This window comes from Polynucleobacter sp. MWH-UH24A (genome assembly GCF_018687475.1).
Taxonomy (GTDB): domain Bacteria; phylum Pseudomonadota; class Gammaproteobacteria; order Burkholderiales; family Burkholderiaceae; genus Polynucleobacter.
In genome coordinates, this window is record NZ_CP061292.1 from 1,603,562 (window position 1) to 1,622,015 (window position 18,454).

13 protein-coding genes are annotated in these 18,454 nt (G+C 47.2%); 9 read left to right on the forward strand and 4 right to left on the reverse strand.

The genetic code is table 11. The features are described 5' to 3' along the window. Position 1: 1 nt before the first annotated feature. Positions 2–2,815 carry a bifunctional [glutamate--ammonia ligase]-adenylyl-L-tyrosine phosphorylase/[glutamate--ammonia-ligase] adenylyltransferase gene (glnE, locus tag ICV32_RS08365; RefSeq protein WP_215369970.1) on the reverse strand — a complete coding sequence of 938 codons (2,814 nt, stop codon included), beginning with the start codon at positions 2,813–2,815 and terminating at the stop codon, positions 2–4. A 57-nt stretch (positions 2,816–2,872) separates the two neighbouring features. Here glnE and ICV32_RS08370 point away from each other — a divergent pair, with 57 nt between their 5' ends. The 4 genes from ICV32_RS08370 to ICV32_RS08385 are packed head-to-tail and all read left to right on the forward strand — an operon-like array spanning position 2,873 to position 10,544. Then, positions 2,873–7,021: a YhdP family protein gene (locus tag ICV32_RS08370; RefSeq protein ID WP_215369972.1), complete on the forward strand. Its 4,149-nt coding sequence runs from the start codon at positions 2,873–2,875 to the stop codon at positions 7,019–7,021. A 26-nt stretch (positions 7,022–7,047) separates the two neighbouring features. Then, a complete protein-coding gene (locus ICV32_RS08375; protein ID WP_215369974.1) occupies positions 7,048–7,872 on the forward strand; it encodes a carbon-nitrogen hydrolase family protein in 825 nt (274 codons plus the stop codon). Then, complete coding sequence (gene tldD / locus ICV32_RS08380) at positions 7,869–9,365, forward strand: metalloprotease TldD (RefSeq protein WP_215369976.1); 1,497 nt, start codon at positions 7,869–7,871, stop codon at positions 9,363–9,365. The genes ICV32_RS08375 and tldD overlap by 4 nt, the downstream gene beginning before the upstream one ends. Positions 9,366–9,422: 57 nt before the next feature. Beyond that, a complete protein-coding gene (locus tag ICV32_RS08385) occupies positions 9,423–10,544 on the forward strand; it encodes a 3-deoxy-7-phosphoheptulonate synthase (protein WP_215369978.1) in 1,122 nt (373 codons plus the stop codon). A gap of 45 nt (positions 10,545–10,589) precedes the next feature. Here ICV32_RS08385 and ICV32_RS08390 read toward each other — a convergent pair whose 3' ends face one another. Next, positions 10,590–11,162 carry a cob(I)yrinic acid a,c-diamide adenosyltransferase gene (locus tag ICV32_RS08390; RefSeq protein WP_215369980.1) on the reverse strand — a complete coding sequence of 191 codons (573 nt, stop codon included), beginning with the start codon at positions 11,160–11,162 and terminating at the stop codon, positions 10,590–10,592. Positions 11,163–11,196: 34 nt separating this feature from the next. On the opposite strand from ICV32_RS08390, the gene ICV32_RS08395 reads away from it, so the two are divergent. From ICV32_RS08395 to proC, 5 genes are read left to right on the forward strand one after another with little or no spacing between them, the layout of a single operon-like run. Beyond that, a complete protein-coding gene (locus ICV32_RS08395; RefSeq protein ID WP_215369982.1) occupies positions 11,197–12,693 on the forward strand; it encodes an FAD-linked oxidase C-terminal domain-containing protein in 1,497 nt (498 codons plus the stop codon). A gap of 2 nt (positions 12,694–12,695) precedes the next feature. Next, positions 12,696–13,829 (forward strand): glycolate oxidase subunit GlcE, encoded by a 1,134-nt coding sequence (gene glcE / locus ICV32_RS08400; protein WP_215369984.1) that lies wholly within the window; start codon positions 12,696–12,698, stop codon positions 13,827–13,829. 2 nt (positions 13,830–13,831) lie between these two features. Next, positions 13,832–15,085, forward strand: a complete 1,254-nt coding sequence (gene glcF / locus ICV32_RS08405; RefSeq protein WP_215369986.1) for a glycolate oxidase subunit GlcF — start codon at positions 13,832–13,834, stop codon at positions 15,083–15,085. Next, complete coding sequence (locus ICV32_RS08410) at positions 15,082–15,816, forward strand: YggS family pyridoxal phosphate-dependent enzyme (protein ID WP_215369988.1); 735 nt, start codon at positions 15,082–15,084, stop codon at positions 15,814–15,816. Before glcF ends, ICV32_RS08410 begins: the two co-directional genes overlap by 4 nt. Continuing rightward, on the forward strand, positions 15,813–16,661 hold the full coding sequence (gene proC, locus ICV32_RS08415; RefSeq protein WP_251371840.1) for a pyrroline-5-carboxylate reductase: 849 nt from the start codon (positions 15,813–15,815) through the stop codon (positions 16,659–16,661). The genes ICV32_RS08410 and proC overlap by 4 nt, the downstream gene beginning before the upstream one ends. 1 nt (position 16,662) lies before the next feature. Here proC and ubiA read toward each other — a convergent pair whose 3' ends face one another. Then, positions 16,663–17,523 (reverse strand): 4-hydroxybenzoate octaprenyltransferase, encoded by an 861-nt coding sequence (ubiA, locus tag ICV32_RS08420; protein WP_215372682.1) that lies wholly within the window; start codon positions 17,521–17,523, stop codon positions 16,663–16,665. Next, positions 17,523–18,449, reverse strand: coding sequence for a LysR substrate-binding domain-containing protein (locus tag ICV32_RS08425; RefSeq protein WP_215369990.1), 927 nt, complete (start codon positions 18,447–18,449; stop codon positions 17,523–17,525). The genes ubiA and ICV32_RS08425 overlap by 1 nt, the downstream gene beginning before the upstream one ends. Between the last annotated feature and the right edge of the window lie 5 nt (positions 18,450–18,454).

Consider the following 18,454-nt stretch of genomic DNA (forward strand, 5'->3'; position numbering starts at 1 on the left):
ATTAAATCGGTTGCGAGGGCGCACCAAATACCGTCTCCCAAAGTTTGGTCACAGACGCTTTCGCTTGAGCAAAATCAGGGTGCTCGTGAATAGATACTCGGATTTTTTCTGCTCCATCGAGACGCAATCGATGTTGTTGGGCCCGAAACATTCGGTAGGCATTACCAATTTCAATCGCATCCATCTCAGAAATCAACTGATGCTTTGCGGCAATTCCTAAAAGCGCAATATTACCTAGATTGCCTAATAAATCAAGATACTGCCGTGCATATGCCAAAACCAAATACTGAACAATGAATTCAATATCGACCATCCCTCCAGGATCGTGCTTTAGATCAAAATCATTGGATGCATTCGGATGACCAGCGTGGACCTTGTGGCGCATTTCAATAATTTCATGCTTGAGATCGGATTGATTTCGCTCATGGGCAAGAACTTCCTTACGAATCTCTTCAAATTGGGCCCCCACCCTTGGGTCGCCAGCAGCAAAGCGTGCTCGAGAAATGGCTTGATGTTCCCACACCCAGGCAGCGTTATCACCCTCACGCAATTGATAACGTCGAAAGGAATCAAGGCTGGTCACCAAAAATCCTGCGGCTCCATTAGGGCGCAGCCGAGTATCAATCTCAAATAAAGTTCCAGCGGCAGTCAAGGTGGTTAACCAATTAATCATGCGTTTACCAAGCACGGAATAAATCTCTTGAGCGGCATAGTCTGTTGGTGACGCGTCATATAAAAACACTAAATCGAGATCCGAGGCATAGCCCAATTCTTTACCGCCCAACTTGCCATAGGCAATTACTGCAAACGGGGGTTGATGTTGAGGATCCAAACCAAATTTATTGGCGACCGATGGCCATACACGCTCATAGGTTGCCTGCAAAATCAAATCCGCAAGTGCGGATAAGCGATCACTGACCCGCTCGGTGCTTAAACCCTCGGGAGCACCAATGCCTAAATCGGCCAAGAGAATTAAAAAAGTTTCTGTGTGATGCGTTACCCGTAGGATATCCATCGCATGATCTGGGCTCGCCTGATCGGCAAGGGCATCATCTAAACGAAGATCAAGATTTGCCTTTACTTTGCTCCAATAACTCTCGGGATCGTGAATGAGTTCAGATTGAGCATTAGCTGATAGCAAGTCGTCCAATAAATGTGGATGCCTTGCTAAATATTGGGCAGCCCACTGCGAGGCATTGAGAAGCATCAATACCTGTTGCAAGGCATTAGAATTCTCGGCCAAAATCGATAGATAGGCGCTGCGGCGACAAATCGCTTCCAAGAGATCAAAAAATCGCAAGAGGGTTTGATCCATATCAGCTGGATGATCTGCCTCAATATCATTTGCAGCCTTTTTTAAGAGGCTCCGTATTGTCAACCGACTTTTTTCTGGTAGCGATTTTGCCCGTGAGCTCTCTTGCCATGCGTCCCAGCGCTCATTGGCTTTTGGAAATAAAGCGGCATTGGGTTGCCAGCTCACATCACTGGCATCAATTTGTAAACGGGTACTTTCGTCTAAAGCAAAGGCTTTTTCAAAACAGCGTGCCACCTGATTTTGGTGATTGGTCAGCGCACCCATGAACTCCTCAAGATTGCCCTCTTGATTGGGGCCTGCCATGGCTTGCGCTAATTGCATTCTCGCATCATCATTTTCAGGTAAATAATGTGTCTGCTGATCTTCCCAAATCTGTATCCGATGTTCTAAGCGCCTTAAGAACACATAAGCAGATTTAAGGGTCTGAATTTCTTCTGCGTTCATCAGCCCGCCTTCTTGAAGCCGATCTAAGACCTCTAGCGTTGGGCGAATTCGTAAGCGCGGATCAGTTCCGCCTCGCATTAACTGGAACATCTGAGCTAAAAATTCGATCTCACGAATTCCACCGCGGCCCAATTTAATATCGCGTGATCGTCCACTGCGTTGATTGCTTCGCTTATCCGCTTCTCGTTGAATTTGTGCATGCAACTCTCGAATGGCTGCAATCACACCGTAATCCAAATGGCGCCGATAAATAAACGGTCGAATAATTTGCTCAAGCCCCTTCTCGCATCGAACATAATCAGGGTGTGAGATCGAGGGATAAATCATACGGCCCTTAATCCAAGCGTAACGCTCCCATTCACGCCCTTGGACGAACAGATACTCTTCGAGCATTTCTAGACTACAAACCAGTGGGCCAGAATCGCCATTGGGACGCAAGCGCATATCTACTCGAAATACAAATCCATAAGCATCATGCTCTGAGATGATTTTAATTAGGCGGCGACCCAGCTTTGTAAACCACTCGTGGTTTGAAATTGAGTTTGCTCCATGTTGGGTCTCACCCTCCTCTTCATACAAAAAGATCAAATCGATATCAGAGGATAGATTGAGTTCTCGACCACCTAATTTACCCATGCCAACAATTAAAAATGGAAGCTCATAATCTTCCGTCCGGGCCCAGGGCAAACCAAAGCGCGCTTGTAAATCAGCTCGAACATAGCGCACCGTAAGGCTAACTGCTTGCTCGGCAAAATAACTTAGGGATTGAGTCACCTCCGATAAAGAGGCGATTCCATTGAGGTCTCGGCAACCAATCCAAAGCATTAACTGTTGACGACTCAACCGGAGCTGACTCATGAGCGCTGCCTCATCGAGCGCTCCATTATCTAAATCCTGACTTATTGGCAAGAGCAGCTGATCAATCTGATTCGTATCGACCGGCGTATGGATGCGCTCCCCCAGCCAATCTCGCCAATCGGGATGGGCACTTAGCCAGCGATTTGCATAGACGGAGTTTTTCTCCAGAAAAGAAAGGGCATCTTCATTGGAAACCATACCTTATCTTAATCGCTACTAGCCCAATCAATGAAGGGTATCGGATAATGGATCCCAATGACCGAAAAAAAGTATCCGCTGCGTTTTAAAGACCTCCTTACCATGCGGCCCGATGCCGCTTCGTGGGTACGTTGGTCGCGTCGCCTCGCAATCTTAATTCTCGTTATAGGCGCTCTAATTGTTCTTGGACACCTGGTCATCCGATTTATTGTTTGGCCACAACTAGAAACCTCAAAACCGGCGGTTGAAAAGTTATTGTCCAAGCGCATTGGGATTGAGGTCAAAATGAATGAGCTCAATGTGTACTGGGAAGGGATACGTCCAGTCTTTGATATCCGCGACCTAGAATTTGTGGTCGATGCTAATCGCAATCCGTCTGCCATTTCCGATAAACCCTATTTAAAAATTGCAGAGATCCGCGGAGAACTTAGTTGGTCATCGTTTTATCACCTTAAGCCCTATTTCACTAAATTACACGCCAGTAATGCTGTGATTCAAGTCACACGTGACTCACAAAAACGTTTATACGTAGCCGGCATTCTTGCTGGGGATGGTGGTGATGAGTTCCATCTTGAAAATTGGTTATTCAAGCAAGGTGATTTAAAGCTTACCGATATCAACATTCTGTGGAAAGATTTTTCAAAGTCCAAAGCCGATGCCGCTGATCTGCGGATCGAATCGATGCAGCTGCAAAATGGAATTCGACAACACGAACTGGATGCAGCACTCTACAGCCCATGGCATCAAGGCAAATTAAGCCTCTTCGGAAAATTTTCCCATCGCTTTGGTGGACAAGCAGGTTATTGGCGTGATTGGCTTGGCGATTTTCAATGGGAAGTCCAGCAACTCGATCTTGGGCAATTTAGTCGTGATTTTGAGATTCCATTTAAACAACTAAGCGGTGTTTTGGACTCCTCGGGATCCATTGCTCTAAATAAAGGTATCCCAGATGGCGGACAGTTCAAGCTTGCAATCGAGCAACCTGTTTTTCAACAATCAAAGAGTAATCAAGCACTTGAATTTGGTCGCCTCGAAATGGAAGCGAAGCAATTTACATCTGGGAAGTTTATTTCGTTGGGTGTTCAGCGGTTTGCCTGGTTAAATAAGAATCAAAAGCGAGGAAGCGCAATGGAGTCCCTAGCGCCCATGACATTTGGTTGGCAGGCTCCTAAGCGCGATGATGAGCTTGAAAAGTTTTCGTTCTCATCTGCAAAAATAAGCCTCGAAAACCTTAGCCTGTTTGCGATGAATTTGCCCATTCCCAATCGCATTCGTCAGATGTTAGAGCAGGCTGAGCCACGCGGTGAACTTCTCGATGTCGATATTACGTGGGCCGAGTCAAAATCCAATATTCCCTTAATCGGCGGTCTCTTAAGTGGCCAAGGCCCTAAATTTAATATCACGGGCGCTTTAAATCAGATCAGCGTTAAGGGTTACCGTGACATCATCCCCAGCATTAGTAATTTAAGCGGGAAAATTATCACCAATCAAAACCAAGGCAGTCTTAAGCTCAATTCACAAAACTTGGGATTAGTGATTACTGATTTTTTAGCTGAACCGCGCCTACAGTTCGATAGCGCAAGCGGAGGACTTACCTGGTCATTAAAAAATAAGCAATGGCAAATCGGATTTGATCAGCTCTCTGTTAGTAATCCTGATATCGCAGTAATCGCCAATGGCAATTATCTGATCGGTAAAGAAAAAACGCCTGATACTTTGGATCTAAGCATTCAATTTCCGAGAGGAAAGGCGGGAACCATCTACCGCTATCTTCCTGCTGAAATGTCTAGGGATGCCCGCACCTATATTGAAAAAGCCTTTGTTACTGGCGACATTAACAATGGCAGCCTCAGAATTAAAGGGGACCCTAATTTAGCGCCTTATGATGCCTCAGGAACCGGTGAATTCTCATTAAATTTGCCAATCTCAAAAACAGTTTTTCGACCAGCCCCTCTCTTTCCTTCCACAAAAGGCAGTTGGCCTGAATTGACTGAAGTGAGCGGTTTGGTTTCCATGCAACAAGCCAAACTGATGGTGACCATCAAAGATGCTCGCTATCAAAGTCTACAAATTCAGAGTGTCAACGCAGAAATTCCGAACGTTTCGAGCGCAAAGGCCGTCCTCAATCTCAAAGGAAACATTTCGGGCCCGACTAATGAAATGATGGACTATCTTAGAACAACACCAGTCCTTCTATCTCGTCCAGAACTAGCAAAAAACCTGAAGTTATCCGGGCCCGCAAAACTCGATTTAGAACTTCTTTTACCCTTACAAAATACCGACGATCTCAAATTAAATGCTCTACTGAACTTAGACAATAACGTCGTCGTGTGGTCTGATCTTGCTCCTTTTAATCAGGTACGAGGGACTGTTCGCATCACTGAAGACTTGCCCCGCTTTGAACAGGTAAGCGCTGAATTTTTTGGTGGAACAGTCAACATGCGCTACAACACAGCGCAATCCCAAACCAAACAAGAACTGTATGACCTCAATGGAACAATTGATCTAGATCGTCTTGAACGTCACTATGCCAATCAAGTAGGCCGTCAATCTCAACAACTCCTAAAGGCATTAGATGGCAAGGCTGGATTTAAAGGCAGGCTTGCCATTACCAGTAAATCAACGGATCTCAATCTCAACCTAGATCTCAGCGGTTTAAGTACCACCCTCCCCGAACCTCTTAGCATCAAAAGGGGTAACAAACTAAATGGGGTTTTTCGATATCAATCCACTACTAGCGAGGGAACATCGAAGGGGACTGCGCAATGGTCAGCACAAATTGGAAAAATAATTACCTTACAGGGAAAACAGGGGGCCGACGGCATTGTGGCGCATGGAATTGGAGTTGGGGCTACGGCCATCATTCCTGATCGAGGCCTTGGCCTCAATGTGCAAGCCAATGATCTCAATATTGATGCTTGGCACCGTCTTTTGTTTCCGAGCGGAGCAAGTAATCGCACTAATAAAACTCCTCCCATAGCTAACTCTGAGAATAGTGCCGATGGCCTTCGCATCGTTACTGCACGCATCAATCAAACGATTGCCATGAATCGCTCATGGCCCAATCTGAGTGTGAGCGCTAAATTAGGTAGCAATGCATGGCAGGTCAATTTGAAGTCTCCCAACCTTGAGGGCGATGTTCAGTATCAAGAGAGAAAAAATGCCGATCTTTTAAAGGGTAAGTTGGTTCGTTTGCATATTCCCCAAAAACGACCCAACCCAACGAACCTTAAAGCCTCCAATAACAAGGAGGTTTCACTCAATGCAATTCCTGAACTTGATCTGAGTATTGATGACTTTAGTTTCAATTTGTATAAGCCGGGCATGGTTGCAATCAAGACCCGTAACAGCACAAACCGAATTACGATTGAAAGCTTAAAAATCAACAATCCAAGTTCGTCATCAAGTGTTACTGGCGAATGGACGAGCGATGCCCAAGGCAATAATGAGCGCGTCATCATTGATACAACATCACAGATCAAGGATTTAGGGGCAGTAGTTACCTACTGGGGTAACCCCAAGGCAGTTGAGGGTGGCAAAGGAACAATTAGTGCCAAATTAGATTGGAGCGGCCCCCCTTATGATCCTTCCTTTGATACCCTCGCTGGTAATGTAAAGATCAATTTAGAAAATGGTCGTTTACTACAAGTGGACTCTGGTTTTGCCAAAATTATTGGCGTCTTTAGTTTGCAAAGCTTATTAAAATTTGCAACCTTCGACCTGCAAGGTAGCTTAGGTAATGTAGTTACTTCAGGAACAAGCTTTAATGCGCTGTCTGGTGATTTTGTTCTACGCAATGGTGTTGCCAGAACGCAAAACTTTACGATGCAACTCAATCAAGCACGCGTTGCCACGAGCGGTCTTGTGAATATTCCTAAACAGACCCAAGATTTACGAATTACCATCTTCCCCACAATTGATGCAACCGCTGGTGCCTTAGCACTCTTTGCTGTCAACCCAATTATTGGAGCTAGCGCTTTGATTGGTCAATATTTAATCAGTAATCAGTTAAATCGAACACTGCAGACGGATTATCTGGTACAGGGAAGCTGGGATAAGCCAGACGTGATCCCACTGGATCAAAATGGCCAGCCATTAGATCCCAAAGTGCTCGAGACCATTCGCTCGCGGAATCTGCTGCGCGAGCAAAAGATGCCCCCAACCCCAACAAAACCTGTCCCAAGCACTCCAGCACCTGCCAATTAGTCGCTAAAGCTTTAGTATTAGCTGGTATGGCAAAAAAATTAACAGTCGCTGCAATTCAGATGATTTCATCTGCTAATTTGGCAGACAATCTCCGTGCGGCTGAACGACTGATCAAAAATGCGTCTGACCAAGGTGCGGCGGTCGTTGCTCTTCCTGAATATTTTTGCTTAATGGGTCTTGCGGATACCGATAAAGTAAAAGTGCGGGAGTCATTTGGTGATGGCCCCATTCAAGATGCGTTGCAAAACTTTGCTCAGAAGCATCAGGTCTTCTTAATTGCTGGAACCATACCGCTGGCGGCAAGCGACCCTCTAAAAGTTCTTAATGCAAGCTTGGTATTTAATCCAGAAGGTCAATGCATCGCACGTTATGACAAGATTCATTTATTTGGTTTTCAGACTTCGCATGAACGCTATCAAGAATCTGAAACGATTGAAGCGGGTAGTCAACCTACAACAGTTCGCATTTTGCATGAGGGTAATGAGTGGGTATTTGGTCTAAGTATTTGCTACGATCTCCGATTTCCAGAGCTATATCGTCAGCAGGCCGAGGTTAACTGTCAGATCATTCCAGCTGCATTTACCCATACGACGGGTAAAGACCATTGGGAGATTTTGCTACGGGCTCGGGCAATTGAAAACCAATGCTACTTTTTAGCATCTGCTCAAGGTGGTCTTCACCAAAATCAACGTCGGACTTGGGGTCAATCCATGTTGGTCGATCCCTGGGGCAACATTGTTTCTGAACTTCCAACCGGAGAAGGATTTGTGCTTGGCGAACTAGACTCGGCCGTACTCGAGGAAGTGCGCTCTAAGCTACCCGCCCTAAAACATCGTAAGCTTATCCGATGAACGCCATAAACTCACTCGCCATCCCACATATTGCAACATCAGCAAATCCTCAAGAGGCCCTCGATATTGCCTATTCTTTTTTGCTTAAGCCCAACGACTTGAGCACCTCTGACCTTGATCAACTTTTTGGGGTCATGCATGCGCATCGCTTAGATGATGCCGATTTGTATTTTCAACACACTCGGAGTGAGCAGTGGAGTTTAGAAGAAGGAATTGTTAAATCTGGTAGTTTTAATATTGATCAAGGTGTTGGTATTCGTGCAATCTCAGGGGACAAAACGGCATTTGCCTACTCAGATGTGATTAGCTCCGAGGCTCTACTAAAGGCTGCGCATGCCACACGCGTCATTGGCCCAAAAGGTGGCAAAGTCAAAGTCCGCACTCCTCTTTTGGCATCTGCGCATGGTATCCCATCGCTATACAGTGCCCTCAACCCCTTGGACTCTTTAACGCCTCCAGAAAAGATTGCACTGCTCGAGGGAATTGAACGGCGCGCCAAAGCGCGTGACCCACGCATCATCCAAGTCATGGCCAGTCTTGCTGGTGAATTTGATGTGGTCATGGTGGCTCGCTCCAATGGTTTATTGGCCGCCGATATTCGACCTCTTGTGCGAGTATCAATCCATGTCATTGCTGAGCAAAATGGTCGCCGAGAGTCAGGCTCTGCAGGCGGTGGGGCACGGTCTGACTACGGTTTCTTTGATCGCCACCGAATCGATCTTTGGGTTGACGAAGCAGTCGATCAAGCACTTCTTAATCTTGATTCCCGACCAGCGCCTGCTGGACCGATGACCGTTGTAATGGGACCGGGTTGGCCTGGTGTGCTCCTTCATGAAGCCATTGGCCACGGTCTTGAGGGAGACTTTAATCGCAAGGGGTCTTCGGCATTTTCTGGACGCATTGGTCAACGTGTGGCTGCCAAGGGTGTCACTGTGGTTGATGATGGGACACTCAGTGGACGACGCGGCTCACTCAATATGGATGATGAGGGCACACCCACGCAGTGCACTACTCTGATTGAAGATGGTGTTTTAAAAGGCTACATTCAAGATAGCCTCAATGCACGCTTAATGAAAATGCCACTGACGGGCAATGGGCGACGTGAGAGCTTTGCCTCTCTTCCCCTGCCCCGCATGACCAATACCTACATGCTATCGGGTCACTATGATCCACAAGAAATTGTGGCAAGCATCGATCGAGGTCTTTATGCAGTTAACTTCGGTGGTGGGCAAGTCGACATCACAAGTGGCAAATTTGTATTTTCTGCTTCCGTGGCGTATTGGGTAGAAAAAGGCAAGATTCAATATCCCGTCAAAGGGGCAACGATTATTGGTAACGGCCCCGAATCCCTCAAACAAGTGAGCATGATCGGTAATGACCTTCGTCTGGATAGTGGGGTGGGCGTGTGCGGGAAAGAAGGGCAAAGCGTCCCTGTTGGCGTAGGCCAGCCAACCTTGCGCATTGATGAAATGACCGTTGGGGGCACGGCCTAATTTGCGTTTGCTTGCATTGGCTCGCACTCACTTCTATCAGGCTTTAGAATGGAGGGTATGAGTACAAAACCCCATAACCCCCAAGAAAACTGGTACGCGAGTCTCGATAAAACCTCTGCGACCGATGATCAACGTGTTGGCAATATCACCGTTTTGCCGCCCCCTGAGCACTTGATTCGTTTTTTTCCAATTGCTGGGACGCCAACTGAAAAACTGATTGGGCGTACTCGGGACAAAATTCGGAACCTAATTCATGGCAAAGATGATCGTCTTTTAGTCATCATTGGCCCCTGCTCGATCCATGATCCTTCCGCAGCACTGGAGTACTGTCAACGCCTTATGAAGGAGCGTACTCGCCTAGCCGATGATCTTGAAATCGTCATGCGCGTCTATTTTGAGAAACCCCGCACTACGGTTGGCTGGAAGGGACTGATCAATGACCCTTATCTTGATGAAAGTTTTAAGATCGAAGAGGGTCTACGAATTGCGCGCCAGGTTCTCATGGAAATTAATCGCCTAGGCATGCCAGCTGGCAGTGAATTTCTCGATGTAATCTCACCCCAATACATTGCCGATCTGATTTCGTGGGGTGCAATCGGCGCAAGAACCACAGAGAGTCAAGTTCACCGTGAACTCAGTTCTGGATTGTCAGCGCCAATCGGATTTAAAAATGGTACCGATGGCAATATCAAAATCGCAACGGATGCAATCCAAGCGGCTCATCGGCCACATCATTTTTTATCGGTTCATAAAAATGGGCAGGTTGCAATCGTTGAAACCAAGGGTAATAAAGACTGCCACGTGATTCTGCGCGGCGGCAAGGAACCTAATTACGAAGCAAAGTATGTTGAAGCAGCGTGCGCAGAACTAGAAGTAGCGAAGTTACCTGCCTCTTTGATGGTTGATCTATCGCATGCCAATTCAAGCAAACAGCATCAACGCCAAATTGATGTTGCAAATAACGTGGCTGAACAAATTGAGCACGGGTCCCGCAAGATTTTCGGTGTCATGATTGAAAGTCATCTAAATGCTGGTGCTCAAAAGTTCACACCCGGCAAGGATGATCCTAAGCAATTGGAATATGGTAAGAGTATTACTGATGCATGCATCAATTGGGATGATTCTGTGAAAGTACTCGAGCGTCTTGCACAGGCAGTTCGTCAGCGGCGACGTTCCTAGTCACCGTATTTAATAATAAGCGCGGCTCAAGGCCGCGTTTTTTATTTAACTGTCTTGTGGTTTATTTTGATTCTTCCAAAGCACGTCTTGACCACCAGCAGCCTGATTTAAAACCCGAGCAATCACAAATAGAAGATCAGATAAACGATTAACGTATTGACGGGGGGAGTCGGCTATTGGATCGACCCAACCCAATTTAACAATCGAGCGCTCAGCGCGTCGACAGATCGTTCGACAGACATGTGCCTGAGCTGCTGCACGGGTCCCTCCTGGCAAGATAAATTCTTTTAACGGCGGAAGGTTAGCGTTGTAATGCGCTAACCATGTATCCAGTTGCTCAACTTGCTCAATTTTTAATAGGGTGTAATTTGGAATGCATAGCTCCCCACCCAAATCAAATAAATCATGTTGGACTCGCAACAGCAATGCCTGAAGATCAGAAGCAATGGATGGAGGGAGCTCTTCGGTCATCAAAACCCCTATTTGTGAGTTCAGCTCATCCACATCGCCCATGGCGCAGATGCGCAAATGATCCTTTTCGACGCGGCTGCCATCCCCAAGGCCAGTCATGCCGGCATCACCGGTTCGGGTTGCAATTTTTGATAGTCGATTTCCCATGAACAGATTATAGGTAAATGGCTAAAATAGGCGAATGAATGCACCCTCTTCCTCTGCGGAAATCCAATCTTTACAGGCTAAACAGGTTATTTTGGTCAATGCATTGCGGCCATTTCTAACGGACGATGCTTTACTTTGGCAGCCGGAAGACACGATTCCCTATGAGTGCGATGGCTTAGCTGCTTATCGCAAAATGCCCCTCGCCGTTGCGCTTCCTGAGAACGAAGGGCAAGTGGTCAACATTTTGAAGGCCTGCAAAGATCTGGGAATACCTGTTGTACCGCGTGGCTCAGGTACCGGTCTCTCGGGTGGCGCAATGCCAATCGAGCAAGGCTTGGTCTTATCGTTAGCAAAGTTTAAAAAGATTTTGCATATTGACCCTTTTACGCGCACGGCAGTTGTCCAACCCGGAGTCCGAAACCTTGCTATCTCGGAGGCAGTGGCAAAGCATGGCTTGTACTATGCACCTGATCCATCGTCACAAATTGCATGCTCAATTGGCGGAAATGTCAATGAGAACTCAGGTGGCGTGCACTGCCTGAAGTATGGCTTGACCCTGCACAATGTATTGCGCGTTCGCGCCGTCCTCATGAGTGGTGATGTTGTGGAATTTGGCAGCATGGCACCTGATTCACCAGGATTGGATTTACTCGCCGTATTGATTGGTAGCGAGGGAATGCTTGGCATCGTCACTGAGATCACCGTGAAACTTGTTCCCAAGCCAAAATTAGCGCGAGTTATTATGGCGAGCTTTGATGATATTGAAAAAGGTGGCAACGCTGTAGCCGCTATTATTGCTGCTGGAATTATTCCGGCTGGCTTAGAGATGATGGATAAACCAACTACGCGTGCCGTTGAAGAATTTGTGCACGCTGGTTACGATCTCAACGCAGAAGCAATCCTACTTTGCGAATCGGATGGCACGCCCGAAGAGGTCCAAGAAGAAATCGCACGCATGAATGCCGTGCTAGAAAAGCAAGGTGCAAGTCGTATTCAAGTATCCGAGAGCGAAGCCGAGCGTTTACGTTTTTGGAGTGGTCGCAAAAATGCCTTCCCAGCCGCAGGACGAATTGCAGCAGACTATTACTGCATGGATGGAACCATTCCAAGGCGTCATATTGCAACGCTTCTAAAGCGCATTAAGGGCATGGAGGCTAAGTATGGTCTTGCTTGTCTCAATGTCTTTCATGCAGGCGATGGCAATATGCATCCTCTGATTTTATTTAATGGCGCTGACCCGGATGAGTGGCACCGTGCTGAAGAATTTGGTACAGAAATTCTGGAGGCCTGTGTTGAACTTGGAGGCACCATCACTGGGGAGCATGGGGTAGGCATTGAGAAGATTAATTCCATGTGTGTGCAATTTGGGGAGCAAGAGCGTGAGCGTTTCTGGGGTGTTAAAGCAGCATTTGATCCAGATCGTCTTTTAAATCCTGATAAAGCGATACCAACCCTCAATCGTTGTGCGGAGTACGGACGGATGCGCGTAAGCGGTGGCGTATTGCCACATCCCGAGCTGGAGCGCTTCTAAGCATGAATGAAACGGTACTCTCACGGTTTCGTGAGCAAATCATTGAGGCTGGTAAACAGAATCAAACCCTATCCATACAAGGCGGCAATACAAAATCCTGGTACGGCAACCCAAGCCAAGCTTCAATAATGAGTACAGCGCCATATCAAGGAATTCTGGACTACCAACCTGAAGAGCTAGTAATCACGGCATGCGCTGGCACACCCATTGCCGAGATCGAGTCAACGTTAGCTAAAAATAATCAGATCCTGCCATTTGAGCCCCCTCACTTTGGTGATCATGCGACCTTCGGAGGCGTCATTGCTGCGGGTCTCGCAGGCCCCGCTCGCATCAGTGTTGGTAATTTACGAGACTTTGTTTTGGGAACCCGACTCATGGATGGTCGCGGCGAAGATCTCTCTTTTGGTGGCAAGGTCATGAAAAATGTCGCCGGTTACGATGTATCACGTCTTCTACCTGGCTCACTTGGAACGCTTGCCCTACTTTTAGAGGCCTCCGTAAAAGTGCTTCCAAAGCCTGCTGCAACTGCGAGTCTTCGTTGCATGATGAGTGCTACCAATGCATTAAAGATCCTAAATGAATGGGCTGGGCAACCATTACCGCTCAATGCCAGCGCTTGGATTGGCGATGCACGTGGTGAAGGTGAGCTAACAATTCGGTTAGCAGGGGCGAAGGCGGCGGTCATATCGGCCAGTCAAATGATGCAAGATCGAATAGGCGCTACCGCACTCGATGACTCAGAGGCTGATCTATTTTGGCGCAATCTTCGGGAGCAGCAGCTTTCTTGGTTTAATCAAATGCCAAATCACCATGCCCTTTGGCGACTCTCCTTGCCAGCCAACTGCCCAGCACTGGAGTTGCCCAAGGACTGCTCACCAAAAATCATTATGGAATGGCACGGACAAGAGCGCTGGATACAAGGTCCTGCCAATGAATCGACAGTAAAGGCATTGCAAAATCTAGTGTTGGAGCATGGCGGTCATGTGACATGCTTTCGATTAATGAGCACAGTAGCAATTGAACGATTTACGCGTTTAGAGTCAAACCCTCTCACTGCAGGATTAGAAATGGTTCAAAAACGGTTGCGGCACTCCTTTGATCCCTTTGGAGTATTTACCACTGGACGCTTACCTTAAGTATGGAAACAAAATTAGCCCCTGAGTTCATCAATACCCCTCTCGGTATTGAAGCAAAACGTATTTTGGGCAAATGCGTGCACTGCGGTTTTTGTACAGCAACCTGCCCAACCTATCAATTATTAGGCGATGAGCTAGATGGGCCTCGTGGTCGCATTTATCTAATCAAGCAAATGGCTGAGGGTCAGGCTCCTACTGAAAAGACCAGAACCCATTTAGATCGTTGTTTAACGTGTCGAAATTGCGAAAGTACATGTCCGAGCGGTGTGGAATATGGCAAGTTAGTGGATATCGGCCGTAAATGGGCTGAAGAGAAGACGGCACCACGCCCCATTGGACAAAAATTGATACGCTGGCTGTTAAAGGAGGGGTTAACGAACAAACCTTTATTTGATTCGGCGATGCAGATAGGTCGCATCATGCGGCCTTTAATGCCAGCCTCCATCGCTCGCAAAGTACCACAGGGCTTACCTGCCGGTCAAAGACCGACTAAAGAACATTCCCGCAAAATGGTGTTGCTTGATGGGTGTGTGCAACCCGGCATGTTGCCAAACATCAACCATGCCACAGTCCGTGTATTCGATGCACTGGGCATTCAATTAATCAGTGCTACCAAAGCGGGCTGTTGTGGTGCACTCCGGTATCACCTCAATGACCAAGCTGGTGGCTTAGAGGATGCAAAGCGCAATATCGATGCTTGGTGGCCATTGATCGAGAATGGTAAGGATTCAGCCGAAGCGATTGTGATGAATGCATCGGGCTGCGGGGTCATGGTCAAAGACTACGGTCATTTGTTAGCAGATGATCCAGTCTATGCAAAGAAAGCAAAGCGTGTCTCGCAATTATGCAAAGATGTTTCGGAGCTCCTTCCTGAGTTTAAAGACGCATTAATAAACCAAATTGGCACGCATCCAAAGCCTGGTGTGGTTTACCACCCACCGTGTACGTTGCAACATGGTCAACAAATCCGTGGAAAAGTTGAAGGCCTTCTCGAAGGCTTAGGAATTTCAGTAAATTTGTGTGCGGATAGTCACCTATGCTGTGGCTCAGCTGGTACCTACTCAATTTTGCAAGCTGATCTTTCTGAGCAATTACGATCGCAAAAACTACAAAATCTTGAGGCGGCTTGCACTCAATCAGGTGCGACGACGATTGTCTCTAGCAACATTGGTTGCATTAGTCATTTGCATCAAGATCATCTTCCCGTGCGCCATTGGATTGAAATCATTGATCAACTATTGTCAAAAAATCCATGAGCCGAATTACTGATCGCTTAATGGCTGTTCGGCATCGTATCGATGCAGCGGCCGAACACTTTGGTCGCGACCCGGAATCGCTTGAGTTAATTGCAGTTAGCAAAACCTTCCCGACTACTGCGATTGAGGAAGCCATGCACGCTGGTCAAAAAGCCTTTGGTGAAAATTATGTCCAGGAGGCGGTTGAGAAGATTAAGCGACTTGATCAATTGCGCCCATGGCTTGAGTGGCATTTCATTGGTCCGGTACAAAGCAATAAAACGTCTGAGATTGCCGAACACTTTGATTGGATCCATACCATTGATCGCGAGAAAATTGCGCAACGCCTCTCGGATCAACGGCAAGCCCATAGTCGTCTGGGCCCTCTTCAAGCATGCGTTCAAGTCAATATCAGTCAAGAAGAAAGTAAATCGGGTGTGATGCCAAATGAGACCTTACAACTTTGCAAGGTCGTAGCCTCCCTTCCGGGTTTAGTGTTACGTGGACTAATGGCTATCCCAGCTCCTAGCACGAATGAGACGGAACAACGCGAGGCCTTTGCGGCCCTACGGCACTTATTTGAGGATATCCGGATACAAACCCAAAAAGTGCCTGGTTTTGAAGACTTTGATACCCTGTCCATGGGAATGTCGGATGATCTTGAGGCAGCAATTGCTGAGGGTGCAACGATGGTGCGCGTTGGTAGTGCAATATTTGGAGAGCGCAAACTAAGCGCTAAGATAGAGTCATGACAAATACCCAGCCGATGAATACCATATTTATTGGTGGTGGCAATATGGCAAGGGCCATCATTGGCGGCCTGTTGCAGCAAGGTGCCGACCCAAAGTCTATCGGTGTCATTGAACCGCAAAGTCAAACTGCCAAACGGCTTGAGCACGATTTTTCGATTTCAACCTATGCTGGGATAGGCGACGCTCAGCAAATCATCAAATCAGCGCACATCATCGTCTTAGCCATCAAGCCTCAAGACTTTAAGGCTGTAGCCACTGAACTCGCTAAGCACTTACAACACGTCGCGCATGGTCCTGTGATTCTGAGCATAGCAGCTGGTATCCAAATTACCGATATGTCACGCTGGCTTGCATATTCAGCATGCATACGCGCCATGCCCAATACCCCTGCCCTAATTAATCAAGGAATCACTGGTTTATTTGCTCCTGCTAGCGTCAATGAGCAACAACGGCACTGCGCCCAAACCATTTGCTCTGCCGTTGGTAAAGTGATCTGGGTGCCTAATGAATCTTTGATGGATGCCGTGACCGCTTTATCAGGTAGCGGCCCAGCGTATGTATTTGCTTTCTTGGAAGCCCTTCAAGCAGGCGGAGAAAAAATGGGGCTTGCGCCAGAAATTGCTCGTGAGTTGGCTTATCAAACTCTAACGGGAGCAACTGCCCTTGCGCTCCAATCTTCAGAATCCCCCATGAGCCTTCGGCAAAAAGTGACTTCCAAAGGCGGAACCACTGCTGCTGCACTTGAGGTGCTTGATCAGCAGCAGTGGGCAACTATTTTGCAAGAGGCCCTTCTTGCTGCACAAAAACGTGGAGCAGCTATGGCGAAAGAATTTGGTCAATCCTAGTCTACGGGCGTAGCGCTAGGCCCAACACAATCCCCAAAAAGAGCGCTGCACCCAACCAATTGTTATGTAAGAATGCTTTAAAGCATGCCTCACGTTGACGGGTGGCAACGAGTCGTAATTCATATACTGCACAACCTAATGCAATAAACCAGCCCAGATAGAACCAAGGGCTAAACTGAATCATCTCGGCTACCCAAATTTGAGATGCCAATAAAAGTCCGTAGCAAATCGAGATTGCCGTTACATCCAAACGCCCAAAAGTAATCGCGGAGGTTTTTAAACCCAAACGCAGATCATCATCGCGATCGACCATGGCATAGGCGGTATCATAGGCAATCGCCCAAAATACATTACCGATGAATAAAACCCAGGCCTCTAGTGGTATTTGATTTTGTACTGCTGCAAATGCCATGGGAATACCAAAACCAAATGCTAAACCAAGGATTGCTTGTGGAATCGAGAAAAAGCGCTTCGTAAAGGGATAAATGGCTGCCAAAAGAACTGCAACTACCGAGAGTTGCTTGGTCAATGCGTTTAAAGGCTGAATTAATCCATATGACAGCAGCGCCAGAATTAAGGCGATTGCAATCGCCTCCTGCTTTGAAATTTTGCCACTCGTTAGTGGGCGGTGCTGTGTCCGTTCTACATGTTTATCAAAATGACGATCAGCATAATCATTGATGGCGCAGCCAGCACTTCGCATGAATACTGTTCCAAGGCAAAAGATTAATAAAATAATGGGGTTTGGAAAACCATCGCTTGCAATCCATAGACCCCATAGCGTTGGCCATAAGAGCAAAAGAATACCGATGGGCTTATCTAAGCGCACCAAGTAGATGTAAGACTGCAAACGCTCAGAAATCAGAGCAACCTCGCTCCAGGTAAGTCGCACGCTCGAATAGTCCGAGCAATCGCCTTCATGGCCTCAACCCGTGGATAGCCTTTTCGCCACACCAAACTAACGCGACGAGTTGGCTCCGGTGATTCAAATGGGATATAGAGGATCAATCCGTCGCGATCATTTGGATTGCTTACTGATGTGCGCGGCAAGACCGTAATTCCGATGCCACCGGCAACCATTTGTCGGATGGTCTCTAAAGAGGATCCTTCAAAACTACGATGCTCTCCAAGGGTTAGACCATTGCCGAAACGGTTCAGTTCAGGGCAAACGCCAAGCACATGATCCCGAAAGCAATGACCGGCACCTAATAGCAAAGTATTTTGTTCCTTCAGTTCTTTTTGGCCAATCGTTTTTCGGTCCGACCATTCATGACCTTTAGGGATCGCTACCAAAAAAGGCTCTTCATAAAGATCAACAAAATCGAGGCCAGCACTGGGAAATGGGTCTGCCAAAATGGCGCAGTCGAGCTCTCCCTGGCGCAACATCTCGATGAGGCGCACTGTGAAGTTCTCTTCCAAAAATAAGGGGGCTTTTGGCAAAGTATCGCGGGCTACTCGTACAAGACTAGGAAGTAAATAAGGGGCAACGGTATAAATCGCACCAAGTCGTAATGGTCCGGATAAGGGATCTTGTCCATGTTTAGCAAGATGCTTAAGGGCATTGGCTTCCTCTAATACCCGCTGCGCTTGCTGAATAATCACTGCGCCAAGCGTTGTGAGGGCCACATCTGAACTGGTACGCTCAAATATTTGAGTTTGCAACTCTTCCTCTAGCTTTTTAATCGCGACTGATAAGGTAGGCTGAGATACATGACAGGCTTCAGCAGCCCGTCCAAAATGGCGCTCACGAGCAACTGCAACGATATAGCGAAGTTCGGTTAAGGTCATGGCTC

Bases quoted from the DNA above. Each gene is read 5' to 3' on its own strand.
- glnE (WP_215369970.1), bottom strand. From the start codon at position 2,815: ATGGTTTCCAATGAAGATGCCCTTTCTTTTCTGGAGAAAAACTCCGTC.
- ICV32_RS08370 (WP_215369972.1), top strand. From the start codon at position 2,873: ATGACCGAAAAAAAGTATCCGCTGCGTTTTAAAGACCTCCTTACCATG.
- ICV32_RS08375 (WP_215369974.1), top strand. From the start codon at position 7,048: ATGGCAAAAAAATTAACAGTCGCTGCAATTCAGATGATTTCATCTGCT.
- tldD (WP_215369976.1), top strand. From the start codon at position 7,869: ATGAACGCCATAAACTCACTCGCCATCCCACATATTGCAACATCAGCA.
- ICV32_RS08385 (WP_215369978.1), top strand. From the start codon at position 9,423: ATGAGTACAAAACCCCATAACCCCCAAGAAAACTGGTACGCGAGTCTC.
- ICV32_RS08390 (WP_215369980.1), bottom strand. From the start codon at position 11,162: ATGGGAAATCGACTATCAAAAATTGCAACCCGAACCGGTGATGCCGGC.
- ICV32_RS08395 (WP_215369982.1), top strand. From the start codon at position 11,197: ATGAATGCACCCTCTTCCTCTGCGGAAATCCAATCTTTACAGGCTAAA.
- glcE (WP_215369984.1), top strand. From the start codon at position 12,696: ATGAATGAAACGGTACTCTCACGGTTTCGTGAGCAAATCATTGAGGCT.
- glcF (WP_215369986.1), top strand. From the start codon at position 13,832: ATGGAAACAAAATTAGCCCCTGAGTTCATCAATACCCCTCTCGGTATT.
- ICV32_RS08410 (WP_215369988.1), top strand. From the start codon at position 15,082: ATGAGCCGAATTACTGATCGCTTAATGGCTGTTCGGCATCGTATCGAT.
- proC (WP_251371840.1), top strand. From the start codon at position 15,813: ATGACAAATACCCAGCCGATGAATACCATATTTATTGGTGGTGGCAAT.
- ICV32_RS08425 (WP_215369990.1), bottom strand. From the start codon at position 18,449: ATGACCTTAACCGAACTTCGCTATATCGTTGCAGTTGCTCGTGAGCGC.